Below are 23,483 nucleotides of genomic sequence, written 5' to 3'. Positions count from 1 at the left end.
CCTCACGGCGCGGATCTGCTTGCGGATCGTCACGGGTGCTCGGACCGCACGGTCCGGGACGGGCTCCCGCGGGACCGTGCGTGCTTGCCGCCGGTACCGGCCGGCGCACCGCCGCGGCGCGCCGGCCGTCCGGTCAGAGCGGGATGTTGCCGTGCCGGCGCTCCGGCATCGGGGCCCGCTTGCCGCGCAGGGCACGCAGGGCGCGGCACACCTGCTCCCGGGTCTCGCGCGGCGCGATGACGGCGTCGACGTAGCCGCGCTCGGCGGCGAGGTACGGCGTGCCGTGGGTGCGTTCGTACGCGGCGAGGAGGCGGGCGCGCAGCGCCTGCGGGTCGTCGCTGGCGGCGAGTTCGCGCCGGTGCAGGACGCCCACCGCCCCCTCCGCGCCCATGACGGCGATCCGGGCGGTGGGCCAGGCGAGGTTGACGTCCGCGCCCAGGTGCTTGGAGCCCATCACCGCGTATCCGCCGCCGTACGCCTTGCGCACCACGACCGTGACCTTGGGGACGGTCGCCTCGGCGTAGGCGTACAGCAGTTTCGCGCCGCGCCGGATGATCCCGGCCTGTTCCTGCCGTACGCCGGACAGGTACCCGGGCACGTCGGCGAAGGTCAGCAGCGGGATGCCGAACGCGTCGCAGAACCGCACGAACCGCGCCGCCTTCTCCGAGGCGTCGATGTCGAGGACCCCGGCGGCGTGCAGCGGCTGGTTGGCGACGACTCCCACCGAGCGGCCCTCGACGCGGGCCAGGGCGCAGATGATGTTCGGCGCGAACAGCTCCTGCACCGGCAGCAGTTCGCCGTCGTCGACGACGGCGTGCAGCACGTCCCGCATGTCGTACGCCTCGCCGAGCCGGTCGGGCACGACGTCGTCGAGCCCGGCCCCGGAGGGCGCGTGCCCGGGTGCGTACTCCGGGGGCCGTTCCAGGTTGTTGGCCGGGAGGTACGACAGGAGGTCGCGCACGGTGGCGAGGGCGTCCTCCTCGTCGGCGGCCAGGAAGTGTGCGTTGCCGTTGACGGTGTTGCTGGTGCGGGCGCCGCCCAGCTCCTCGGCGGTGGTGCGCTCGCCCGTGACGGTCTCGATGACGTCCGGGCCGGTGACGAACATGTGCGAGGCGCCGTCCACCATCACCGTGAAGTCGGTGATGGCCGGCGAGTACGCGGCGCCGCCCGCGCACGGGCCGAGGACGACCGAGATCTGCGGGATCACCCCGGACGCCTTGACGTTGCGGCGCACCAGTTCGGCGTAGAGGGCGAGGGAGGCGACGCCCTCCTGGATGCGGGCCCCGCCGGAGTCGTTCAGGCCGATCACCGGGCAGCCGGTCTTCAGGGCGAGCTCCATCAGGGCGACGGTCTTCTCCCCGAAGGCCTCACCCATGCTGCCGCCGAACACCGTGGAGTCCTGGGCGAACACGCACACCGGGCGGCCGTCGACCGTGCCGTACCCGGTGACCACGCCGTCACCGTAGGGACGGCGGGCGTCCTGTCCGGTGGGCCGGGCCCGGACGAACAGGCCGGTCTCGGTGAAGGAGTCCTCGTCCACGAGCCGTTCGATCCGCTGCCGGGCGGAGAACTCCCCGCGTCTGCGCGGCCCGGCCGGGGCCGCCGCCTGCTCCCGGCGACGCCGCAGGCCGGCGACGCGTTCCGCGGTGCCGCCGGGTGCGTGCGCCGTGCTCTCCCCCGGACCGGATGCTGTCACCTCTGTGCTCACGACCACCTCCGAAGCGGGTCTCGAATATGGCAGCGAGGGTGCGGGGTCCCGGGCGGATCGCCGTGACGTGTGGGGGAGTTGAGTCCTCGGACGCGGGGTTTCATCCCCGTGTGACAAGGGGGCCGCCGACACGGGGAGGATTCAGTTCCGGGGCTGCTGAATGCGTTCTCGTTCTTCTATTGGACGTGCGGCCGCCGGACATCCAGGCTGGAGTCGACCATCGCCCGAACAGCCGAAACGACAACCGGAAGAGGTCACGAGCCCATGCACACCCGCCGCATCGGTGACGTCGAGGTCAGCGCGATCGGCCTGGGCGCGATGCCCATGTCCATCGAGGGCCGACCGGACGAGGCGCGCTCCCTCGCCACCCTGCACGCCGCGCTCGACGCGGGCGTGACGCTGATCGACACCGCGGACGCCTACCACCTGCACGCCGACGAGGTCGGCCACAACGAGACCCTCGTCGCCAAGGCCCTCGCCTCCCACGAGCGCGGCGGTGAGGTCCTGGTCGCCACCAAGGGCGGCCACCTGCGCCCCGGCGACGGCAGCTGGACGCTGGACGGCAGCCCCCGCCACCTCAAGCAGGCCTGCGAGGCGTCCCTGCGCCGGCTCGGCGTGGAGGCCATCGGGCTGTACCAGTTCCACCGCCCCGACCCGAAGGTGCCCTATGCCGAGTCGGTCGGCGCCGTGCGTGACCTGCTCGACGAGGGCAAGATCCGCATGGCGGGCATCTCGAACGCGGACCCCGAGCAGATCCGGCAGGCCCGGGACATCCTCGGCGGCCGTCTGGTCGCCGTGCAGAACCAGTTCTCCCCGGCCTTCCGCTCCAGCGAGCCGGAGCTGCGCCTGTGCGACGAGCTCGGCATCGCGTTTTTGCCCTGGAGCCCGCTCGGCGGGATCACGAAGGCCGGCGAGCTCGGCTCGGCCCACGGCGCCTTCGCCCGTGTCGCCGCGGCACGCGGTGTGAGCCCGCAGCGGGTGTGCCTGGCGTGGATGCTCGCCAAGTCGCCCGTGGTGGTGCCGATCCCGGGCGCCAGCCGGCCCGAGACCATCCGCGACTCGGCCGCCGCCACCGACCTCGTCCTGACCGCGGGGGAACTGGCCGAGCTGGACGCCGCCTGAACCGTCGCCCGGCACCACCGGCAACCGGGAGGACCGCCGCCGATGGCGTCGTCGTCAGAAAGACCTCTCGACCACCGCTACCGGGACGAGCACCCGGTCCGCACCCTGGCCTACCTGTTCCGCGCCGACCGCCGACGGCTGGCGCTGGCCGTCGTCGTCGTCTTCACCGTCAAGCACAGCCCGGTCTGGCTGCTGCCGCTGGTCACCGCGTCCATCATCGACACGGTCGTCCAGCACCAGCCCCTCGCCCGCCTGTGGACCAGCACCGGGCTCATCCTGTTCATCCTGCTGGTCAACTACCCGCTGCACGTGCTCTACGTCCGACTGCTGTACGGCAGCGTCCGCCGCATGGGCACCGGCCTGCGCTCCGCCCTGTGCACCCGCATGCAGCAGCTGTCCATCGGCTACCACTCCCGGGTCAGCGCCGGCGTGCTCCAGGCCAAGGTGGTCCGCGACGTGGAGACCGTCGAGCAGATGGTCCAGCAGACCGCCGAGACCGGACTCGGCGCCACCACCGTGCTCACCGGCGGACTCGTCATCATCGCCATCCGCACCCCCGAGTTCCTGCCCGTCTTCCTCGTCGTCGTGCCCGCCGCCGCGCTTCTGGTGGCCCGGCTCCGGGCCAGACTGCGCACCCACAACGAGCACTTCCGCCACGAGGTGGAGACCCTGTCGTCCCGCGTCACGGAGATGACCCGCCTCATCCCGGTCACCCGCGCCCACGGCCTGGAGGGCAAGGCGCTGCGCCGCATGGACGGCACCCTCAACCGGCTGCTCACCTCCGGCCTCCGCCTCGACCTGGTCAACGGCCGGTTCGGCTCCCTGGCCTGGGTCGTCCTCAACGTCGTCGGTGTGCTGGTCCTGGCCGGCGCGGCGCTCGTCTCCTACCACGGTGTGTGGGGCGTCACCCCCGGCGACGTCGTCATGCTCAGCGCGTTCCTCACCACCCTCACCAACTCCACCACAACGCTGGCGGGGCTCGCCCCGGTCATCACCAAGGGCCTGGAGTCGGTCCGCTCCGTGGGCGAGGTGCTCCAGGCGCCGGAGCTGGAGGACAACCAGGGCAAGGCGGAGCTGACCGCGCTGCGCGGAGCCGTCACCTTCGAGCACGTCGGCTACGCCTACGGAACCGACGGCCGCGCGGCCGTACGGGACCTCACCCTGGACGTGCGGCCGGGCGAGACCGTGGCCCTGGTCGGCGCGTCCGGCGCCGGCAAGTCCACCGTGCTCAACCTCGTCATCGGCTTCATCCGCCCCACCTCGGGCCGTCTGCTGCTCGACGGCACCGACATGAACACCCTCGACCTGCGCACCTACCGCCGCTTCCTGTCGGTCGTGCCGCAGGAGTCGATCCTCTTCGACGGCACGGTCCGCGAGAACGTCGCCTACGGCATGGACGACACCGACGAGGAGACGGTGCGGGCGGCCCTGCGCGACGCCAACGCGCTGGAGTTCGTCGACCGGCTCCCCAGGGGCCTCGACACCCTGGTCGGCGAGCACGGCGCCCGGCTCTCCGGGGGGCAGCGCCAGCGGCTCGCCATCGCCCGGGCCCTGATCCGCGACCCCAGGGTGCTGGTCCTCGACGAGGCGACGTCGGCGCTCGACACCCGCTCGGAGGCGCTCGTCCAGCAGGCCCTGGGCCGGCTGCTGCGCGGCCGGACCACCTTCGTCGTGGCGCACCGGCTCTCCACCGTCCAGGGCGCCGACCGGATCGTGGTGATGGACGACGGCCGCGTCCAGGAGATCGGCACCCACGAGGAGCTGCTGCGCCGGGGCGGGGCGTACACGGCCCTGCACAGCGGCCAGCTCGCCTGACGTGATCAGGGGGCGGTCAATTTTCGTCACATCCGCCCCCGCTGAGGAAAAGGTGTGAATGTTTCCGCGTGGTTCGGGCATACGCAGCGCAAACCACAGAGAGGGGCGCTACGTGCTCGTACCGGACCGGAAGGCCGTCAGGGAGTTGCTGACGCGGTACGCGTCGCTGAGGATCGCTCAGGCGGAGCGGAACACGCCGGCGACGGCACGCGAACTGGACGACGTCAGTTACACGCTGTGCGTGATGATGGGGACGTCCGACATCAGCGATGCCATCGCCAAGGCGGACGTGCTGCTGCTGACCAAGGAGCGGTCCGCCGCCGCGGACACGGACGGGGAGAACGGCCTGAAGCTGGTCGGCTGAGATCAGGGACCCGGGCCCGTACCCGGAGCTGCCCCGGCGGTCCGGGAACGGGCCGCCGGAGCAGCGGTCCTCCCGTGGAACGCCGTGCGGTACGCGTACGGCGTGGTGCCCACCACCTTGCGGAACCGCTCCCGGAACGCCGTCGGGGAGCCGAAACCGGCCTGCCGCGCGATCCGCTCGACCGGGTGGTCGGTGCTCTCCAGCAGGTACTGGGCGCGCCGCACCCGCGCCCGCAGCAGCCACTGCAACGGCGTGGTGCCGGTCTGCTCCCGGAAACGGCGGCTGAACGTCCGCTCGCTCATCCCGGCGCGTGCCGCCAGGTCGCCCAAGGTGACCTCGTGCGCCAGGTGGTCCTCGATCCACTCCAGCAGCGGCTCCAGCGCGGAGCCCCTGGGCACCGGCGGGTGCTCGTGCACGATGAACTGGGCCTGCCCGCCCTCCCGTTCCAGCGGCATCACCGACATCCGGGCGATGTTCGCCGCCACAGCCGAGCCCAGGTCGCGGCGGATCATGTGCAGGCACAGGTCGAGCGCGGCGGCCGCACCGGCCGAGGTGAGGATCTGCCCGTTGTCCACGTACAGCACGTCCGGCTCCACCTCGACCGCGGGGAAGCGCCGCGCCAGTTCGCCCGCGGCCACCCAGTGCGTGGTGGCGCGCAGCCCGTCCAGCAGCCCCGCCTCGGCCAGCACGAAGGCGCCCACGCACACCGACGCGATCCGGGTACCGGACTCGGCCGCCCGCCGCAGGGCCGCCAGCACGCGGGCGGACGGTGGCGGCGCCTCGGGGGAGCAGCCGGGGACGATGACGGTGTCGGCCTCCGCCAGCGCCTCCAGCCCCTGCTCGACGCGCAGCGTGAAACCGCCGTCCGCGCGTACCTCCGGCGTCTCGGAGCAGAGCCGGACCCGGTAGGCCGGCCGCCCGTCCGGCAGGTGGGTCAAGGCGAACGTCTGCTGGGGAGCCGCCATGTCGAACGGCACCACGTGATCGAGGACGAGGATCGCCACTGTGTGCATGGCCGCCACCCTAGGCGCATTCCCGCCGGGCCCGTGACCCGGGGAACCGGGCGGTACGCGGCGGGAGCGGCAGGTCAGCGAGTTGGCGGGAATCCGTTGGAAGCTGTCGTTCCAGCCCCTGGGCGACGGGGCCGGGGTTTTTCTAGCGTGAGGGCCCTTGATCGTCCTCACGGAAAGAGCCCCGGTGACCAAGTTCCTGCTGTCCCTCCATGTCCTGGCCGCCATCGTCGCCATCGGTCCCGTGACCGTCGCGGCCAGCATGTTCCCGCCGGCGGCCCGGCGCGCGGTCCCGGCGGGCGGCGTCGCCGTGGACCCGTCGGCGGTCGGTACGGTCGCGCTGCTCCACCGCATCTGCCGCGTCTACGCCGCGGTCGGAGTGAGCGTCCCGGTCCTGGGCCTGGCCACCGGGGCCGTGATGGGCGTCCTGGGCAGCGGGTGGCTCGTCACCTCCATCGCCCTGACCGCCGCGGCCGCGGGCGTCCTCGCCGCCTTCGTCCTGCCGCGGCAGGAGGAACTGCTCGGTCAACTCAGGGACGAGCAGGCCGTCGACCACCGGAACACCGTGCAACTCGCCATGTTCACCGGTGTCTTCAACCTTCTGTGGGCCACGGTCACCGTCCTGATGATCGTCCGGCCCGGTTCCACGACCGGAGCCTGAGAGCCCTCCCGCGCTTGTCACAGATGTCCGGTCTGAGTCAAGTCATCCCAAGGAATTCACACTCCGGGACTCCGTGCCGCCTACACTCGCAGTCTCGCCCCCGCTCGGGGCCGACGAGCAGAAAGGCACGTTGACGGGTGTTCCAGGATTCCCCCATCTACGACCGACTCATCGCGGAGCGCGGCGATGTACCCGCACAGGTGCGCCGCGAGGCCGAACGTGTGAGCAGGGAACTGGAGCTGGTCATGCGGCCCTCACAGTCCCTCGGCTACGACCGTCCGCACTCCCCGGGCAACGGCTGGCAGCGCACGGCGATGCTCCCCGGCCCGCGGCCGCAGTGACCCCCTGGCCGCCCCCGGGACCGGGCCCGGTACGGGTGCCGGGCCCGGTGCTCAACGGACCGTGGAGTCGAGGCCGTTGAGGTGCGACGGCCGCTCGGGGACCGGCCGCGCCAGCCACTCGGCGATGGTGCGGGCGATCGGCTGCCCCGTCTCCACCTCGACGAACCCGAACTGCCCCGACTGGTTGCACTCCAGGAACCACCAGGTCCCGTCCGCGTCCTCCACGAAGTCGAACGCGCCGTAGGCCAGTTTGGCCTCGGCCAGGTACGACAGGACGGCCGCCGCGACGCGCGGCGGCACCTCGGCCGGCCGCCACGGTGAACCGGGCGCGGCGAACCGCACGTCGACCTCGTCGGGATCCGCGTCCGCCGCGGCCGCCTTGCGGGCGGCCAGCATCCGCTCGCCCACGACGGTGAGCCGGATGTCGGCCCGCTTGGCGATCCGCCGCTGCAGCAGCGTCGGACCGAAGGCCACGGCGGAGAAGTCCGTGTCCGGCGCGACCCGGCTGGTCGGCACGGCCCGCGGCGGATCCTGCGGATGCGCGCCCGACACCGGCTTGACCACGAGGTCCGGGTAGCGCTCGGCGAACTCGCGGGCGGCGCGCGGAAACGTCGTGATGAGCGTCGCCGGCACGGGCAGGCCGCACCGCTGGGCGAGCCTGAGCTGCCAGGGTTTGTGCCGGGCCCGGCGGGCCGCGTCGGGGTGGTTCATCCACCGTGCGTCCGAACCGCGCAGCATGCCGTAGAGCGCCTGCGCCGCCTCCTCGGTCAGCCAGGCGGACGGCTGGGGCGCCCGTGCGGCCGGGGTGCCGGGCCGGCGCACCCAGACCGACCGGAGCCCCCCGATGCTCACCAGCCGCCCCCCGGCGGACAGATGGCCGCGGAACCGGCCGTGCACGTACTCCCCGGACAGTGCGACGCCCCCGGTCAGATCGGCCGGGTCGACGCGGACCACCGGGACCCCCGTCGCGTTCAGGTGCACGACCACCATGTCCGCGGTCACGTCCTCCTCGCAGGTGAGGATCAGTACGGTCATCTTCGGCGGCCCGTGGTCAGTCGTCGAAGTGCGTCTTGGAACCGGCGGTGGACGTCGTGGTGCCGAACTCCCTCAGCAGGGCGAAGTCGGAGGCCGCGACGCGGCCGTCGCGGAGCACGTTCAACTGCAGTCCGGCGTCGTACACGTACGGAATGGCAGCGTCCAACTCCACTGCCGGGCGCGCGTAGTTGAGCGCGAACGGTTGCATCGTCTCTCCCTCGTCGGTACTGCGCCGACCGGACGGAGGCCCGGGGGCGCGGCCGCCCGGTCCGCCGACTCGTTTCGGCTTCCAGAGACTTATACGAGTCGAACGGGTGGTTGGTTTCCTTACTTTCCGTAGTCATCGCGCCGGTTGCCGGGCCGGCGGGGGTGCCGTGCTGCGCTCCCGTTCGCCGAGGGAGCCGCGGACGGTGCGCAGAGCGAGCAGCAGGACGCCGATGTCGTCCAGGTACACCGGGTCGGGCAAGAGGTCGGTGGGCAGCACGAGATAGAGCACCGCGCCCCAGAAGACCCAGCGCGGTCCCGTGGGCAGTCCGGCGCGCCGCAGTTCGCGCCGGGTCCGCACGAGACGGACGAGGACGCCGACGGCGCAGCCCAGGACGATCGCCGCGAGTACCGCGGCCACGATGATGACCGTTGTGGTCGTATCCACGGGCTGCCCCCTCCTGGCGTGCCGCGACCCGGGGTGTCACCTTCTGGATTCCCGTTTCCGGCGGCTGTATTGCGCTCGGGGCCCGACATGTCGCCGTGTCGGCTGATTTTCCCGTGCGCGCCGTCATCCCGGTGGCTCACCCGAGTGGCACGGCGTGACGGGGGCGCCTAGTAATGGTCAGCGTAACGTCGCTCGTCGCACGACGGGGGGCGCAGGAGCGGCCGCACTCTTCCCCTGGAGGCGAGTATGACCACCTGCTCTTCATCACCCCGCTCGAACGAACCTGCCATACCCCACGAGCCGAACGGGCCCGCCCAGCCGTCCGCCGAGACAACGGCCGCCACCGGCACGCACCAGGTGGAGCAGACGAGCACGCAGCCCGCCGCCGACTCGTACGAGGCGCACGGCTCCGCACAGGCCGCGCCGACGGGCCCCGGCCCCGCGGCCCCCGGTTCCCACCCGGCGGCCGCGGCGGGTCCGCAGCCCTTCGCCGTGCCGGAGCGGCCGAGCCACGCTCCCGCCCCGACCGCGGCACCCGACCCGTACCGCCCGCCGGCGCGGCCCGCTCCCGCCGGCCAGGACTGGACGGATCCCGCCGAGGCCCCGCCCACGGCCCCCGGCCAGGACTGGACGGACCCCGCCGACGCCCGGCCGGTCGCTCCCGGGCACGAGGGGACGTCCGCGTCGGCCGGATCCGACCCGTCTGCCGCGCCCGGTCGGCCCGAGCCCGCCGCGCCCGGTCAGCAGGGATCCGCCGCGTCCGGCCCGCAGGGCTCTGCCGCACCCGGTCAGTCCGGACTTTCCGCGCCCGGTCGGCCCGAGTCCGCCGCGCCCGGCCGGTTCGGGCCCGCCGCAGGCGATGCGTCCGCGTCCGCCGCGGCTCCGGCGCCTCCGTCCGGCCGTGACGGGTCCGCCGCGCCCTCCGCTGCCGGGCCGGATCGGCCCGCCGCTTCGTCCATCCCCGGTTCGGACGGGCCCGCCGCTTCGTCCGCCCCCGGTTCGGACGGACCCACCACTTCGTCCGCCGTCGGCCCGGGCGGGCCCACCGCTTCCGGCCCGGACGAGGGCGACCCCTCGGCCGCCCGGCCCTTCGTCATCCGCTCCCTGGACGACAACCCGGTCGAACTCCAGCCCGGCACCGGCACCGGCGGCGCTCCGTACGGCGACGCGGTCAGCGACCTGGTGCACGCCGCCGTGGCCGACCGGCCGCTGGAGGAGGTCGTGGACCTCATCACCTCGCTGGAGGAGTCGGCGGACCACACCCAGGCCCGGGTCGACGCGCTCCGCACGGCCGGGGTGGCCCGGCCCGTGGAGGACGTGTCCCGGCTGATCGCGATGCTGACGAAGCCGCCGCGCGACGCCGACTGCGCGGACGAGGCGATCCGGGCCGCGGCAGCCCACCGTCCGGTCGAGGAGGTGACCCGGCTGGTGACCCTGCTGCACAAGGAGCCGCAGGAGCCCCACGTCCGGGAGGAGGCGCTCCGGGCCGCGGCCACCGGCCGGTCGGTCGGGGAGCTGGTCGAGCTGATCGACCGCCTGGGCCTGGAACGCCTGGACCGCACCGGCCGCCTGCCGAACGGCACCCCGCGCCCCGAGACCGGCGACGGCAAGCCCGAGAAGCCGGCCCGCGCGGGCAGGCGCCGCCCGGCGCGCGCCGCTTCGGACGGCGAGACCCACCGGACACTCGACGCCGCCCCGCCCGAGCAGGAGGACCGCGCCACCGACCGGCTCGCCCGGTCCGTGTCCTGGTCGGGCTGGCTCGCCGCCCTGGCGCTGGCCGTGTGCGCGGTGGCCCACTTCCCGCTGGAGCGCGGCGAGGCGTCGCTGCGCCTGCACGCCTTCGCCCTCGGCCTGTCGGTGCTGTGCACCGTGCTGGCGCTGCTGCTGGCCCTGCGCCCCGTCGCCGTGGTGCTCGCCGGGGCGGTGCTGGTGCCCACGGTGCTGGCCGGCGCCCAGGCCTACGGGAGTTCCTTCCCGTCGGCGTCGCTGTCCCGGGCGGTGGACCTCGCGCTCGCCCCACCGTGGCTCGCCGCCGCGACCGCGGTGTGCGCGGCGCTGCTGGCCCTCGTCGCGCTGGTCTTCCGCGTGCTGGCACCCATCGCCGGCCGGCAGTGGGCGGCCGTGCCGCCGCCCGAGCCGCCCCGCACCGCGGAGTGACCCCCGTGGGCCTCGTACCGGACCGGAACCGCGCGCCGCGGCTCCGGTCCGGCCCGTGTGCTACGCCGTCCGCCGGCCGAGCAGCCCGGTCAGCACCCGGTCGGGGGTGAGGGGCAGCTCGCGGAAGCGGACGCCCGTGGCGTGGTGCACCGCGTTGCCGATCGCCGCCGCCGTCCCGACGATGCCGATCTCCCCGATCCCCTTGCTGCCCATCGGATTGAGCCGGGGATCGTCCTCGTCGAGCCAGTGCGCCTCGATCCCGGCGATGTCGGCGTGCACGGGCACGTGGTACGACGCCAGGTCCGACTCCACGAAGTCGCCGAACGCGGCGTCCATCGTGCTGCCCTCGGTCAGGGCCATGCCGAGCCCCATCGTCATGCCGCCGACGAACTGCGAGCGCGCGGTACGGGCGTTGAGGATGCGCCCGGCGGCGTACACCCCGAGCAGCCGGCCGACCCGGACCTCCCCGCTGACCGTGTCCACGGCGACCTCGGCGAAATGCGCCCCGAAGGCGTGCCGGGCCCATTCGCTCTCGGCGTCCGCCGTGCCGGTGGTGTCCGCGTGGACGTCGAGGCCCCGCTCGGGCAGCGGTCCCGTGTGCTCGGCCAGCCTCCGCGCCAGCCCGGCACAGGCCTCGTGCACCGCCCAGCCCCAGGAGGCCGTGCCGGACGAGCCGCCGGCCAGCGGCGCCGACGGCAGCTCGGTGCTGCCGACCTCGATCCGCACCCGGTCCAGCGGCACCCCCAGGGCGTCGGCACCCACCTGCGCCAGCACGGTCCGGGCGCCCGTTCCGATGTCGGTGGCGTCGATCCGCACCAGGAACGTCCCGTCGGGCAGCGCGCGGGCCTCGGCCGTGGACGGGCTCGCCATGACGGGGTACGTCGCGGCCGCCACGCCCGTCCCCAGCAGCAGGGGCCCGTCCCGCCGTGAGCGCGGACGCGGGTCGCGTCCCTCCCAGCCGAAGCGCCGGGCCCCCTCGCGCAGGCACTCGACGAGGTGCCGGCTGCTGAACGGCCTGCCGCTGTCGGGCTCGACGTCCGGCTCGTTGCGGACGCGCAGTTCGATCGGGTCCATGCCGAGTTCGCCGGCCAGCTCGTCCATGGCGGACTCCAGCGCGTACATCCCCGGTGCCTCGCCCGGCGCCCGCATCCAGGACGGCGAGGGCACGTCCAGTGCCGCGACCCGGTGCAGGGTCCGGCGGTGCGGGGCGGCGTACATCACGCGCGCGGGCACCGCCGCCTGTTCGACGAACTCCTTGACGCGCGAGGTGTGCGTGGCGACCTCGTGGGTGAGGGACACGAGACGGCCGTCCGCGTCGGCCCCGAGCCGCAGCCGGTGCAGGGTGGGGGCGCGGTGCCCGACGACGGCGGGCAGGAAGCGGCGGGGAAGCGCCACCGTGACCGGCCTGCCGGTCCGCCGGGCGGCCATCGCGGCGAGCACCACGTCGGGCCGCGGTGTGCCCTTGGAGCCGAAGCCGCCGCCGACGTGCTCGGCGGTGACCACGATCCGCTCCTCGGACAGACCGAACAGTCCCGCGAGCACGGCCCGTACGGTGTGGGCGCCCTGGCTGGAGGTGTGCACCAGGAGCCGGCCGTCCTCCCAGCGGGCGGTGCTGGTGTGCGGTTCCATGGGGTGGTTGTGCAGCGGCGGCACCCGGTAGGCGACGTCGACCCGGGCGGCCGAAGCGCCGAAGGCGCCGTCGGGATCGCCCTGTTCGCGCACGGCCGGCTGACCGGCGTTGGCCTCCTCGGGCACGTACAGGCCCGGGTGCGACGCGCCCAGGACGACATCGTGCTCCTCGGTGTCGTACGTGACGCGGACGGCGGCGGCGCCCGCCCGGGCCGCCTCCGGCGTCTCGGCCACCACCAGGGCGACGAACCAGCCGCGGTGCGGGACCCGGGGGTTCTGCAGCACGGCGAGCGTGGCGTCGTCCGGCTCCCGCAGCCGCGGGGCGTTCTCGTGGGTGAGGACGTCGAGCACGCCCGGCACGGCCAGGGCGGCCGCCGTGCCGATGCCGGTCACCCGGCCCCGGGCCACGGACGCGGGCACGGGCCAGGCGTGGGCGCGGCCGGGGTGGTGGTACTCGGCGGCGTAGCGGGCGGTGCCGCCGACCTTCTCGCGTCCCTCCCGGCGTTCGGCGGGAGCGCCCGTGCCGGCGGTCATGAGGCCCTCCCGGCGAGCGCGGCGTCCGTGAGCCGGGACAGCACGTCCACGGCGAGGTTGCGGGCGAGGGGCACCTTGTAGCCGTTGTCCCGCAGCGGCTGCGCGGCGGACAGCTCCTGGTCGACGGCGTGCTCGAACGCGGCGGTGGTCGCAGCCGCGCCGGTCAGCGCCTCCTCCGCCCGCCGGGCGCGCCAGGGCCGGTGCGCCAGCGCCCCGAAGGCGATCCCCGCATGGCCGGTCACACCGTCCTCCAGCCGCAGCACGACCGCGACGGACGCGAGCGCGAAGGCGTACGAGGCCCGGTCGCGCGCCTTGCGGTACGCCGACGGCAGCCCGGCCGTCGTGCCCGGCAGCACCACGCCGGTGACCAGCTCGCCCGGCCGGATCTCGGTGTCCCGCTCGGGCCGGTCCCCGGGCAGCCGGTGGAAGCCGGCCGCCGCGACACTCCGGGCGCCCTCGGGCCCGTGCAGCTCGACACGCCCGTCGAGAGCGGCCAGCGCCACCGCCATGTCGGAGGGGTGGGTGGCGATGCAGTGCGCCGAGTGCCCGAGCACGGCGTGGTCGCGGTGGACGCCGTCGCGCGCGCCGCAGCCGCTGCCCGGCTCGCGTTTGTTGCACGGCTTCGACAGGTCCTGGAAGTACGGGCAGCGGGTGCGCTGGAGCAGGTTCCCGCCGGTCGTCGCGGCGTTGCGCAGCTGCCCGGAGGCGCCCGCGAGGACCGCCTGGGACAGCGCCGGGTACCGGTCGCGGACGAGGGGGTGGGCCGCGAGGTCGCTGTTGCGCACCATCGCCCCGATCCGCAGTCCGCCGTCCGGCAGCTCCTCCACCGCGTCCAGCGGCAGGCGGGTGACGTCGATGAGGGCGGCGGGCGCCTCGACGCCGAGCTTCATCAGGTCGACCAGGTTGGTGCCGCCGCCGAGGTAGCGGGCACCGGGGTGCGCGGCGTAGGCGGTGGTCGCCTCCTCGACGCTGCCGGCGCGGACGTAGGCGAACTCCTTCACGGGATCACGTCCTCGACCGCCTCGGCGATGCGCGGATACGCGCCGCAGCGGCACAGGTTCCCGCTCAGCCGCTCCCGGATCTCCGCGCGGTCCAGCGGTACGGGCGCGCCCGAGGGCGCGCCCGGGTCGGTGACGTGGGAGGGGTGGCCGGCCGCCGCCTCGTCGAGCAGGCCGGCCGCGGAGCAGAGCTGGCCCGGGGTGCAGTAGCCGCACTGGAAGGCGTCACGCTCCAGGAAGGCCCGCTGCAGCGGGTGCGGTTCCTCCCCGTCACCGGCCAGTCCCTCCACGGTGGTGACCTCGCAGCCGTCCAGGGCGACCGCGAACAGCAGGCAGCTGTTGACGCGCCGCCCGTCGACCAGGACCGTGCAGGCACCGCACTGGCCGTGGTCGCAGCCCTTCTTGGCGCCGGTCAGCTCCAGGTCCTCGCGCAGGAGGTCCAGCAGGACCCGCCGGTGGTCGACGGTGAGGGTGTGGGGTTTGCCGTTGACGCGGAGCGTCGTCCGCGAGCGGTGCTGGTCGTTGCCCATGCGTGGAGGCCTTCCCGGGCGGGCCGTAGTGCCGTAGGGACCGCGTATCCACCAGACCACGCCTGACACGTGCGCTCCCGCCCGAGGCGCTACCGCTCCGAACCCACGTGCCGGGCGTCGGTGCTCGCGCCGTCCCGGGACGGCGCCGCGGGCAGGATCGCCTTGAAGCGCTCGAACGTCCGTGTGATCTGGTGGAGCGGGGACGCGGCGGGCGCGTCGGACGGCCGCTCGCGCGGGGGAGCGGCCGCCGCAGTCTCCTGGTAGGCCGCCAGCGCCTCGTGAGCGCGTTCGGCCGCCTCCCGGTACAGGTCGCGCGACTTCGTCATGGCCTCCAGCGCCTCGGCGTACATGGCCACCAGACCGCGCTGCCGGTCCAGCTCCTCCCGGAGCGTCAGCAGGTGCCAGTCCTCCCGCAGCGCCGCCAGGGCCTGCTCGGCGCCGTCGGGCAGGGGCCTGGGCAGCGCGGCGAACCGCCTGACCGCGTCCACCAGGTCGGACGGCTCCGAGCCGTCGAGGAAGACCGCCCGCACGGAGAAGTCCCGGGCGTCGTAGCCCTCCGGCGCCGGGATGCCGGGCAGCACCACGGCACCGCCGCGCGGCACCTCCGCGCCCGAGTCCCGCAGCGCCCAGTTCAGGCCCCGCAGCTGCTGCGGGGCGGCCCGGTGCTCCACCACCCGGTGGCGCAGCCCCGGCGGCAGCCAGCGGGCCAGCGGCACCCGGCCGCGCTCGTCGGTGGTCATCGCCTCGTGGACGACCACGTGGATGTGCCATCCGCCCCGCACCGCGCTCCTGAGCAGGCGGCGGACCTCCTTGTCGTCCCGGGGGAGCGGGTTGATCTCCCCGAGGGACAGGCGGGCGGTGGCGTCCTCGTCCCAGGCGGTGTCCGGCTCGGCCGGCCAGAACAGCGCGGCGGGGGACGGCCAGTGGTCGCTCCACGGCTCCTCGGCCTCGGCCACCAGCAGCCACTCCCGCCGGTCCCCGGCCCCGGCCGTCACGCTCAGCCGGGCGCGCACCGTCACGTCGCCGCCGGCCCGCCAGCGGGCCTCGAAGACCCGCTCGGCCGGGCCGGCCGCGGCCTCGGGCAGCTCGAGGAAGTCGTCGATGTCCCCGTCGTCCTTGCGCCGCTGCAGCGAGCGCCGGAGAACGTCTTCCGCGGCGCCCGGGGCATGGCGGCCGCGCGCCAGCCACACCGTGGCGGGGGTCATGGGGCGGGCGGTGTCGGATGTCGGCATGAGTCCATCTGTGAGTGAGGGCACGGGCGCCTGCCAGTATCGTCGCCGCAGGCAGGTGGGTAGGACCCGGGGTCACGCAGCCCCTACCCCGGCTGCGCCGCGGCATGTGTCCCGGACGAGGCGCGGTGCGGTACCCGGCGGCGCCCCGCGGCGGGCGGAGGCGTACGGGGTGTGCGCCACGCGCGCGGGGTGTGCGCGCCGCGCCCACATCGGTGGGTCCCACTCGTGGCCCGGCCGGTACGCGGTCCCGACAATGGTCCGCACGAGCAGGGCCCGCCCACCATCCGCATCGGGGCGGGTCCTGCTCGCCGCGCCCTCAGGGGCTCACGACTCCTGCCTCGACGGGGTGCGGTACGGCCGCTTCCCCCAGGCGAAAGGTGACGCGCGATCCGGGTTTCCCGGCCGATGTGCGAGGCTGGACGCGCGTGGATCGACGCAGACAGAAAGGGGAAGCGCCATGAGCGACGTCGAGGAGAGGGCGCTGCTGGCGGGTGGCTGCTTCTGGGGGATGCAGGAGCTGATCCGGTCACTGCCCGGGGTGGTGCGTACCCGAGTGGGTTACAGCGGTGACGACGACAAGCCCAACCCCACCTACCGCGACCACGGACGCCACGCGGAGTCGATCGAGATCGTCTTCGACCCCACGGCCACCGACTACCGCACGATCCTGGAGTACTTCTTCCAGATCCACGACCCCACCACCAGGAACCGGCAGGGCAACGACATCGGGCTCAGCTACCGCTCCGCCATCTTCTACCTGGACGAAGAGCAGCGGCGTGTCGCGCAGGACACCATCGCCGACGTCGAGGCGTCCGGGCTGTGGCCGGGTCCCGTGGTCACCGAGGTCGTGCCGGCCGGTGCGTTCTGGGAGGCCGAGCCGGAGCACCAGGACTACCTCCAGCGCTACCCGGACGGCTACACCTGCCATTTCCCGCGCCCCAACTGGCGTCTGCCCAAGCGCGCGGAGGCCTGAACCGCGAGACCTCACGAGCGCGGCCGGGAAGGGTCCTTTCTTCCCGGCCGCGTTTTGCGTGCGCCGCGCGCCCGCACCCACATCACCGGCAGCCCTGCGGCCGCGTCGGCGAGCGACGTATCCTGCCCGCTTCCGTTCGGCCGCGCTCACCCCCCGCCCGCTTCCCTGCACATTCCTTTGGAAAATGCCAAAGCGTTCACCTGGGCCGAGCACCCACCGTAATGTCGTGCTCACGTTCGCGGGAACGGCCGTGCAGGGGGAGGGGATTCGGCGTGCCCGGAATCGACGAAAGTCTGCTGGAGGCCATGCGGCTGCCCGGCGCCCGAGGGGCGTCGGTGGTCGACTGGATCAGCGGTCTCGCCCTGGGCGCGGTGGGCGACGCCCCGGGCGGCGACCCGGAGGCGACGGCGGCGGAGACGGCCGAACTCGCCCGGCTCGCCACGGAGAGCGGCGTGCTCGCCCCGCCGGTCGGCGACGCCGACGGCGCCGTCGGCAAGGAGCCACCCGTGCAGGACTTGATCCTCACCAACACCGACTCGTACCACCTGCTGAGATTCGTCACCACGACCTTCGACAGCACGGTGTTCCTGCACTTATGGCTCGACCGCGCGGACGGCAACCTGGCCCTGGCCCGCATACGGCTGGCCGAGATGGCGGACAGACTGGTGCTGGGATGATCACGAAGATCCTCACCTCCCGCACCGACGAACCGGCCTCGGCCCGACTCGCCGCCCTGGCCGAGCAGGGCGCGAGCGGCGCCCTGTCCACCGAGGCCGGCATCGTCTACCTGGCCGCCGGGCACGTCGTCCACGTCGAGTCCGCCCTCACACCCGCCCTGGGCGACCTGCTCACCCACAGCGGGGCACTCGCCCCGGACGGCTGGTGGGAGGCGATCGACCGGGCGGGCCGGCGCTGCCGAGTGGCGCGGCAGCTCGTGGACAGCGGCCATCTCGCCGCCGGGGCACTGGAGTTGTGCCACCTCGGCGCCCTCTTCGACGCGGCCTACTTCGTCCTCGCCCACGACGGGCCGGCGCTGCGCTTCCGCCCCGGAGTCGCACACTGGCTCGGCGCCGTGCGCTCCGTACCGGTGGACACCGTCCTGCGCGAGTCCCGGCGCCGCCGCGAACTGCTGCACCGCATATGGCCCGAACGCGCCGTGGACCTGGCACCACTCGCCCGGGTGCCCGGTGCCGGGTCCGGGGACCTGCCCGCCCGCCGCGGCCGGATCCTCGCCCAGGTGGACGGCGTCCGCACCGCCGCCCAGATCGCCACGGCCCTCGCCTGCCGCACCTTCCACACCCTGGTCGAGCTCCGCCGCCTGGCCGCCGCCGGGATGGTCGTCCCGGCGGCCCCGGCCCGCACGGCCGCCGCAGCCCCAGCAGCCCCAGCAGCCCCAGCAGCCCCAGCCCCCACGGCTCCCGCAGACCCCAGCTCTCCCGCAGCCCTCGCGGATTCCGGCGCTCCCGAGGCGGCACGGGTGGGATCCGGAGCCTCCGCCGACGCGTCGGCCGCGTCCGACGCGCCGGGGCCCGCCCCGCGTCCGGCCTGGCCGGACGAGCCCGACACCGCTCTGCTGCGACGGCTCCTGCACGCCTTGGAGGCACTGTGATGCGCGCGCGACGACAGCGTGCCGAAAGGAGACTGCTCATGGCCGTCGAGACCGACGTCCTGGACGAACTGCGCGGGCTGCGCACCCGCGTACCCCGGCTGACCGGCGCGCTCGCGGCCACCGTCGACGGACTCGTCCTCGCCCACGACGTGCCCGGGACCGAGCCGGAGGGACTCGCCGCGCTCACCGCCGCGGCCCTCGGCGTGGCCCACCGCATGACCGACGCCGCCGCCCGCGGCGACTTCCGCGAACTGCTGGTGCGCGGCTCGGGAGGGTACGTCGCCACGTACGCGGCCGGCGCCACCGCCGTCCTCACCCTGCTCGCCGAGGACCGGGTCAACGTCGGCCGCCTCCATCTGGAGGGCCGGCGCAGCGGGGCCCGGATCGCCGACCTCGTCGCCGCGCGCGTCGGCCCGGGCACCGGCCGCCACGCCGACCGACCGACGCCCGCACCCGGTTCCGCGCCGGCGCCGCCGTCCGCCCCCGCGCCCGGCACCGGGGAACACCACACCGCGGCACCCCCGGCCACCGCCGTCCGCCCCATCGGGACGCTGCCGGTACGCACCCCGCAGCGCCCCGCCCACCAGCCGCGCCCCCAGCCCGGCACCTGAACCACCCGGCACCTGAACCACCCGGCACCGGAACGGCTCGCGCCTGAACCGCGGAGCCGCTCCGCACCTCCGACCGACCGAGGCAAGACCCAAGGAAAGGAACCGATCCCATGGCCAACACGGAGACCGCACTGAAGGAATGCCTGGCCTCCATCGACGGAGCCACGGCCGCCGCCCTCGTGGACTACACGAGCGGCATGGCCCTCGGCACCCTCGGCGGTGGCAAGGACTTCAACCTGGAGGTCGCCGCCGCGGGCAACACCGACGTCGTCCGGTCCAAGCTGCGCACCATGGAACACCTGGGCCTGAAGGAGGAGATCGAGGACATCCTCATCACCCTGAACACCCAGTACCACCTCATCCGCCTGCTGAAGGGACGCGGGGGCAGCGGGCTGTTCCTCTACCTCGTGCTCGACGGGAGCCGGGCCAACCTCGCGATGGCACGCCACCAGCTGCGCAGGATCGAAGCCGACCTGGAGGTCTGAACCGGCGGCACGGGACGGGCCCTCCGCCACGGACACGCGGCGGAGGGCCCCGGCACACCGGAGTGCCGCGTCTACGGTGAGTGCCATGACGGCACCCCTGGACGTGCTGGTCGTGGGCGCGGGCCCGACCGGACTCGCCCTCGCGACCCAACTGCGCGCGTACGACACCTCGTTCCGGATCGTCGACCGCTCCCCTGACCGCGTGCGGGAGTCGCGCGCCCCGGCCGTCCAGCCGCGGACCCTGGAGATGCTGGCCGCCCACGGTGTCGCCGACGACCTCGTCGACCGGGGCAATCCGACGGTCCGGCTCCGTCTCCATCTGCCCGGGCGGGTGCTGCACGTCCCGGTGTTCGATGTCGGGTGCGACGACACGCCGTACCCCTTCCTGCTGTTCCTCCCGCAGTCGCAGACCGAGGCGGTGCTGACGGCCCGTCTGGCCGAGCGGGACGTCACGGTGGAGCGGGGCACCGAACTGGTCGGCGCGCGACCGGCGGGCGGGTACGTCACCTGCCGGCTGCGACGCCCGCACGGGGGCGAGGAGACCGTACGGGCCCGTTATGTCGTGGGCTGCGACGGCGCCCACAGCACCGTGCGCGCCCGGGCGGGCATCGCCTTCGAGGGCCACGCCTACCCGCAGACGTTCCTGCTGGCCGACCTGGAGGCCGACGGCCTGGAGCCGGGCTCCGCGCACACCTTCATGACCGCCGACGGCCTGCTGTTCTTCTTTCCGCTCGGCACCCCCGCCACCTGGCGGCTGATCGCCATGCGGCCGCCGGGGACGCCGGCCGAAGAGGTCACCCTCGGACTCCTCCAGCGCGTCGCCGACGACTGGACCACCGGCCGGCTGACCCTGCGCGACCCGGTCTGGGCGACATCCTTCCGCCTGCACAACCGTGGCGCCGCCCAGTACCGCAGGGGCCGGTTCTTCCTCGCGGGCGACGCGGCGCACATCCACAGCCCGGCCGGGGGACAGGGCATGAACACCGGCATCCAGGACGCGCTCAACCTGGGCTGAAACTCGCCCACGTGTGCCGGGGCGCGGCGCCGGACGAACTGCTGGCGACGTACGAGGCGGAGCGCGCCCCGGTGGGGCGGGCCGTACGGCGCCTCACCGACCGGGCGTTCACCGCCGGTACGAGCGGTCACCCGGTCCTGCGGCTGGCCCGCAGGCACCTGGCCCCGCGCGCCGCGCCCCTGGTCCTGCGCGCGACCGGCCTGCGGGCACGCCTGTTCCGCACGGTGTCCGAACTCGGCATCCACCACCGCCGGAGCCCCGCCTCCACCACCGGCCCCGACCGGCCGGAGGGCGGCCCGCGCGCGGGCGACCGGCTTCCGGACGTCCCGCGCGGCCTGCACAGGCGCACCGCCGCACCCGGCTACCACCTCCTGCTCACCGGCCCGTCCCGTCTCTGGTCGAACCCGTCGTTCGGGCGGGAACAGGTACACGTGCACCACCTCGGCACGGACAGCCCGTGGGCGGGCGTCGCCCACGCCCTCGTACGGCCCGACGGACACGTGGGCTACGTGGCGGGCGGCACCGACCTGACGGGCCTACGCGCCTACCTCGCGCGCTGGCTGCCGGGCGCCTAGGGCGGACAGTTCCGCGCCGGCCCCTCGGACGACCGGTCACGCATCCTCCCGCCACGCGTCAGGGAGTAGGGCCCGCATGTCGAACGCCGCCAAGCCGCTGCCGCTGCTCGACCCCGCCGACGGGACCGCGGCGCCCTGCTGCCCGCCGCTGAACGAGCGCCCGATCACCGCCGAGGAGGCCGAGACGGCCGCGCGCATGTTCAAGGCGCTGGGCGATCCGGTGCGGCTGCGCCTGTTCTCCGCGGTGGCCTCGCACGAGGGCGGTGAGGCGTGCGTGTGCGACATCTCCGACGTCGGGGTCTCCCAGCCAACCGCCCCGAGCGGCGCGGCACCTGGGTGTACTACCGGGTGGAGCCGTCCGGGTGGAGCCGTCCGTACTGGCCGCGATGGGCCGGTTGTCGACGACGGCGCCCGCCGCCCGGGCGACCACCGTCTGACCGGGCACCGCTCCCGGGCAGCAGATCAGCTCACACCAGCCCGGCCCGCCCTTCCCGGGCCGCATGCGAAGGAAGAACCGGTGTCCTCCGACCCGCTCGCCTCCGTGCTGTTCGTCTGCGTCCACAACGCCGGCCGCTCGCAGATGGCCGCTGGATTCCTCGCCCACCTCGCGGGCGACCGGATCGAGGTCCGCTCCGCCGGCTCCGTCCCCGGGGACCGGGTGAACCCGGCCGCGGCCGAGGCCATGAGGGAAGTCGGGATCGACCTCTCCGGAGCCGCGCCCAAGCTCCTCACCACCGAGGCCGTCCAGGCGTCCGACCACGTCATCACCATGGGCTGCGGCGACGTCTGCCCCGTCTTCCCCGGCAAGAAGTACCTCGACTGGGACCTGGACGACCCGGCCGGCAGGGGCGTCGAGGCCGTCCGCCCGATCCGCGACGAGATCCGCACCGGGGTGGAGGCGCTGATGGCGGAGATCGACGCCCAGCGGAAGGTGTGACCTCAGCCGGTCCCCACGTGCGCGGCGAGCGCCTCCCCGATCGCGGCGGTGTCCGCCGTGTCCGCCGCCCAGGCCGCGTATCCGTCGGGGCGGACGAGGACCGTCGTGCCCCGGTCGCTCCGCCAGCGCTCCACGGCCAGCCGGTCCTCGCGGCCGCCACCGTCCCGGTAGGCCCCGGGAGTGATCAGCACGAACCGGCCGCCGCGCAGGGCCTCGTACAGACGGCCGCCCTCCAGGGCGACGTCCGGGACGCGCGTGCCGGTGAGGCGGTGGGCTCCGCGGGGCGCCGGATACCGGTAGCCGAGGCCGGTGATCTCGCCGATCACCTTGCGCCGTGCCGGGCCGACCGAGTTCAGGAAGCCGGTGACCGCGGCCCGCAGCGCCAGCGTCCAGGGGGAGTTCGCCATCGCGAGGCGGACGATGCCGCCGCTGCTGCGCAGCACGGCCCGGCCCACCGGGTGGCGTTCGGACTGGTAGCTGTCGAGGAGGGCCGGGTCCGCGTGGCCCCGGACGACCGCGGCCAGCTTCCAGCTGAGGTTGGCCGCGTCCTGCAGACCGGTGTTCATGCCCTGGCCGCCGGCCGGGGTGTGGACGTGCGCGGCGTCCCCGGCGAGGAAGACACGGCCCACGCGGTAGGCGGGTGCCTGGCGTTCGTCGCTGTGGAAGCGGGACATCCACCGCGGGTCGTGCATGCCGAAGTCCCGGCCGAGGGCGAGCCGCGTGACCTCCCTGATCTCGTCGAGGCCGAGGGGCTCGCTGTCGGGGACGTCACGGGCGCGGTGCCAGGCGATGACCCGGTGGTAGCCGTCCCCGAACGGCGCGAGGAAGGCGAAGGCGTCGCCGACGGCGTCGGCCGTCAGCAGGTTCTCCGGCTCCTGCGCCAGCCGGACGTCCGCCAGCACGACGGAGCGGATGACGGAGCGCCCGGGGAAGGGCACTCCGACCGCCTCCCGCACGGCGCTGCGCATGCCGTCGGTGCCGACCGCGTAGGCGGCCCGCAGGCTCCGCGCCCGCCCGCCGGCCGTGCGGGCCCGCACTGTCACACCGTCCGCGTCCTGGGTCAGACCGGTCAGTTCGGTCTCGTGGTGGAAGTCCACCCCGGCTTCGGCGGCGCGCCGGTGGAGGACCCGCTCGACCTCGTACTGCGGGATGACGAGCAGGTGGTCGAAGCGGGAGGGGAGTGAGCCCAGGTCGATGTCGAGGCGGCCGAAGAGGCGGAGACTGCCCAAGGGGCGCCCGGCGGACTCCAGTTCGTCCGCGAGCCCCCGGGCGTCGAGCTGCTCCAGCGTGCGGGCGTGCAGGACGAAGGCCCGGGAGAGGTTGCTGATCCGGTCGGGGCGCTTCTCCAGGAGCGTGACGGGAACTCCGGCGGCGGCAAGGTCGCCGGCCAGGAGAAGGCCGACGGGGCCGGCACCGACCACGATCACGGAGGGCTGGGTCCGCATGACATGACCTCCTGTCACCAACACCTGTTGGCCAACGACCGTTGA

The 23,483-nt window shown here is 74.4% G+C and carries 24 protein-coding genes; 14 read left to right on the top strand and 10 right to left on the bottom strand.

The features are described from left to right. Positions 1 to 133: 133 nt before the first annotated feature. Positions 134 to 1,708 (bottom strand): acyl-CoA carboxylase subunit beta, encoded by a 1,575-nt coding sequence (locus AC07DA_RS34285; protein ID WP_479132133.1) that lies wholly within the window; start codon positions 1,706 to 1,708, stop codon positions 134 to 136. 264 nt (positions 1,709 to 1,972) lie between these two features. On the opposite strand from AC07DA_RS34285, the gene AC07DA_RS34280 reads away from it, so the two are divergent. From AC07DA_RS34280 to AC07DA_RS34270, 3 genes are all read left to right on the top strand, one after another. After that, the gene (locus tag AC07DA_RS34280; protein ID WP_479132132.1) at positions 1,973 to 2,830 is read left to right on the top strand and encodes an aldo/keto reductase; all 858 of its coding nucleotides are present in this window, start codon (positions 1,973 to 1,975) and stop codon (positions 2,828 to 2,830) included. 42 nt (positions 2,831 to 2,872) lie between these two features. Next, the gene (locus AC07DA_RS34275; protein WP_479132131.1) at positions 2,873 to 4,645 is read left to right on the top strand and encodes an ABC transporter ATP-binding protein; all 1,773 of its coding nucleotides are present in this window, start codon (positions 2,873 to 2,875) and stop codon (positions 4,643 to 4,645) included. 112 nt (positions 4,646 to 4,757) lie between these two features. Next, the gene (locus AC07DA_RS34270; protein WP_479132130.1) at positions 4,758 to 5,009 is read left to right on the top strand and encodes a DUF5133 domain-containing protein; all 252 of its coding nucleotides are present in this window, start codon (positions 4,758 to 4,760) and stop codon (positions 5,007 to 5,009) included. 2 nt (positions 5,010 to 5,011) lie between these two features. Here AC07DA_RS34270 and AC07DA_RS34265 read toward each other — a convergent pair whose 3' ends face one another. Then, complete coding sequence (locus AC07DA_RS34265) at positions 5,012 to 6,022, bottom strand: GlxA family transcriptional regulator (protein WP_479132129.1); 1,011 nt, start codon at positions 6,020 to 6,022, stop codon at positions 5,012 to 5,014. Positions 6,023 to 6,206: 184 nt separating this feature from the next. Here AC07DA_RS34265 and AC07DA_RS34260 point away from each other — a divergent pair, with 184 nt between their 5' ends. Together AC07DA_RS34260 and AC07DA_RS34255 are read left to right on the top strand one after the other, a co-directional pair. Then, positions 6,207 to 6,680: a hypothetical protein gene (locus AC07DA_RS34260; RefSeq protein ID WP_479132128.1), complete on the top strand. Its 474-nt coding sequence runs from the start codon at positions 6,207 to 6,209 to the stop codon at positions 6,678 to 6,680. A 137-nt stretch (positions 6,681 to 6,817) separates the two neighbouring features. Then, positions 6,818 to 7,021, top strand: coding sequence for a hypothetical protein (locus tag AC07DA_RS34255; protein ID WP_479132127.1), 204 nt, complete (start codon positions 6,818 to 6,820; stop codon positions 7,019 to 7,021). Positions 7,022 to 7,072: 51 nt separating this feature from the next. Here the strand turns inward: AC07DA_RS34255 and tgmB are convergent, their stop codons facing one another. From tgmB to AC07DA_RS34240, 3 genes are all read right to left on the bottom strand, one after another. Then, on the bottom strand, positions 7,073 to 8,056 hold the full coding sequence (tgmB, locus tag AC07DA_RS34250) for an ATP-grasp ribosomal peptide maturase (RefSeq protein WP_479132126.1): 984 nt from the start codon (positions 8,054 to 8,056) through the stop codon (positions 7,073 to 7,075). Between the two features lie 16 nt (positions 8,057 to 8,072). After that, positions 8,073 to 8,264: a putative ATP-grasp-modified RiPP gene (gene tgmA / locus AC07DA_RS34245; protein ID WP_425949366.1), complete on the bottom strand. Its 192-nt coding sequence runs from the start codon at positions 8,262 to 8,264 to the stop codon at positions 8,073 to 8,075. 132 nt (positions 8,265 to 8,396) lie between these two features. Further along, positions 8,397 to 8,708, bottom strand: a complete 312-nt coding sequence (locus tag AC07DA_RS34240) for a YkvA family protein (RefSeq protein WP_479132125.1) — start codon at positions 8,706 to 8,708, stop codon at positions 8,397 to 8,399. Between the two features lie 246 nt (positions 8,709 to 8,954). On the opposite strand from AC07DA_RS34240, the gene AC07DA_RS34235 reads away from it, so the two are divergent. Continuing rightward, positions 8,955 to 10,865, top strand: a complete 1,911-nt coding sequence (locus AC07DA_RS34235) for a hypothetical protein (protein ID WP_479132124.1) — start codon at positions 8,955 to 8,957, stop codon at positions 10,863 to 10,865. Positions 10,866 to 10,925: 60 nt separating this feature from the next. On the opposite strand, the gene AC07DA_RS34230 is transcribed toward AC07DA_RS34235, so the two are convergent. The 4 genes from AC07DA_RS34230 to AC07DA_RS34215 form a co-directional block, all read right to left on the bottom strand. After that, complete coding sequence (locus AC07DA_RS34230; protein ID WP_479132123.1) at positions 10,926 to 13,028, bottom strand: xanthine dehydrogenase family protein molybdopterin-binding subunit; 2,103 nt, start codon at positions 13,026 to 13,028, stop codon at positions 10,926 to 10,928. Continuing rightward, positions 13,025 to 14,029 carry an FAD binding domain-containing protein gene (locus tag AC07DA_RS34225; protein WP_479132122.1) on the bottom strand — a complete coding sequence of 335 codons (1,005 nt, stop codon included), beginning with the start codon at positions 14,027 to 14,029 and terminating at the stop codon, positions 13,025 to 13,027. Before AC07DA_RS34225 ends, AC07DA_RS34230 begins: the two co-directional genes overlap by 4 nt. Beyond that, positions 14,026 to 14,556: a (2Fe-2S)-binding protein gene (locus tag AC07DA_RS34220; protein ID WP_479132121.1), complete on the bottom strand. Its 531-nt coding sequence runs from the start codon at positions 14,554 to 14,556 to the stop codon at positions 14,026 to 14,028. Before AC07DA_RS34220 ends, AC07DA_RS34225 begins: the two co-directional genes overlap by 4 nt. Before the next feature lie 89 nt (positions 14,557 to 14,645). Next, the gene (locus AC07DA_RS34215; protein WP_479132120.1) at positions 14,646 to 15,788 is read right to left on the bottom strand and encodes a hypothetical protein; all 1,143 of its coding nucleotides are present in this window, start codon (positions 15,786 to 15,788) and stop codon (positions 14,646 to 14,648) included. 457 nt (positions 15,789 to 16,245) lie between these two features. Here AC07DA_RS34215 and msrA point away from each other — a divergent pair, with 457 nt between their 5' ends. From msrA to AC07DA_RS34175, 8 genes are all read left to right on the top strand, one after another. Beyond that, positions 16,246 to 16,761 carry a peptide-methionine (S)-S-oxide reductase MsrA gene (gene msrA, locus AC07DA_RS34210; RefSeq protein ID WP_479132119.1) on the top strand — a complete coding sequence of 172 codons (516 nt, stop codon included), beginning with the start codon at positions 16,246 to 16,248 and terminating at the stop codon, positions 16,759 to 16,761. A gap of 272 nt (positions 16,762 to 17,033) precedes the next feature. Beyond that, positions 17,034 to 17,438 (top strand): hypothetical protein, encoded by a 405-nt coding sequence (locus AC07DA_RS34205; protein ID WP_479132118.1) that lies wholly within the window; start codon positions 17,034 to 17,036, stop codon positions 17,436 to 17,438. Continuing rightward, positions 17,435 to 18,370: a hypothetical protein gene (locus AC07DA_RS34200; RefSeq protein WP_479132117.1), complete on the top strand. Its 936-nt coding sequence runs from the start codon at positions 17,435 to 17,437 to the stop codon at positions 18,368 to 18,370. Before AC07DA_RS34205 ends, AC07DA_RS34200 begins: the two co-directional genes overlap by 4 nt. A gap of 38 nt (positions 18,371 to 18,408) precedes the next feature. After that, positions 18,409 to 18,981 carry a roadblock/LC7 domain-containing protein gene (locus AC07DA_RS34195; RefSeq protein WP_479132116.1) on the top strand — a complete coding sequence of 191 codons (573 nt, stop codon included), beginning with the start codon at positions 18,409 to 18,411 and terminating at the stop codon, positions 18,979 to 18,981. 110 nt (positions 18,982 to 19,091) lie between these two features. Continuing rightward, complete coding sequence (locus AC07DA_RS34190) at positions 19,092 to 19,466, top strand: roadblock/LC7 domain-containing protein (protein WP_479132115.1); 375 nt, start codon at positions 19,092 to 19,094, stop codon at positions 19,464 to 19,466. Between the two features lie 85 nt (positions 19,467 to 19,551). Further along, positions 19,552 to 20,481: an FAD-dependent monooxygenase gene (locus AC07DA_RS34185; protein ID WP_479132114.1), complete on the top strand. Its 930-nt coding sequence runs from the start codon at positions 19,552 to 19,554 to the stop codon at positions 20,479 to 20,481. A gap of 11 nt (positions 20,482 to 20,492) precedes the next feature. After that, complete coding sequence (locus AC07DA_RS34180; protein ID WP_479132113.1) at positions 20,493 to 21,056, top strand: aromatic-ring hydroxylase C-terminal domain-containing protein; 564 nt, start codon at positions 20,493 to 20,495, stop codon at positions 21,054 to 21,056. 517 nt (positions 21,057 to 21,573) lie between these two features. Then, positions 21,574 to 21,993, top strand: a complete 420-nt coding sequence (locus AC07DA_RS34175) for an arsenate reductase ArsC (RefSeq protein ID WP_479132148.1) — start codon at positions 21,574 to 21,576, stop codon at positions 21,991 to 21,993. Positions 21,994 to 21,995: 2 nt separating this feature from the next. Here AC07DA_RS34175 and AC07DA_RS34170 read toward each other — a convergent pair whose 3' ends face one another. Beyond that, positions 21,996 to 23,438 (bottom strand): FAD-dependent monooxygenase, encoded by a 1,443-nt coding sequence (locus AC07DA_RS34170; RefSeq protein WP_479132112.1) that lies wholly within the window; start codon positions 23,436 to 23,438, stop codon positions 21,996 to 21,998. Between the last annotated feature and the right edge of the window lie 45 nt (positions 23,439 to 23,483).

This window comes from Streptomyces sp. NPDC044921 (assembly GCF_056432865.1).
This window is presented reverse-complemented; position numbering and strand designations above follow the sequence as displayed.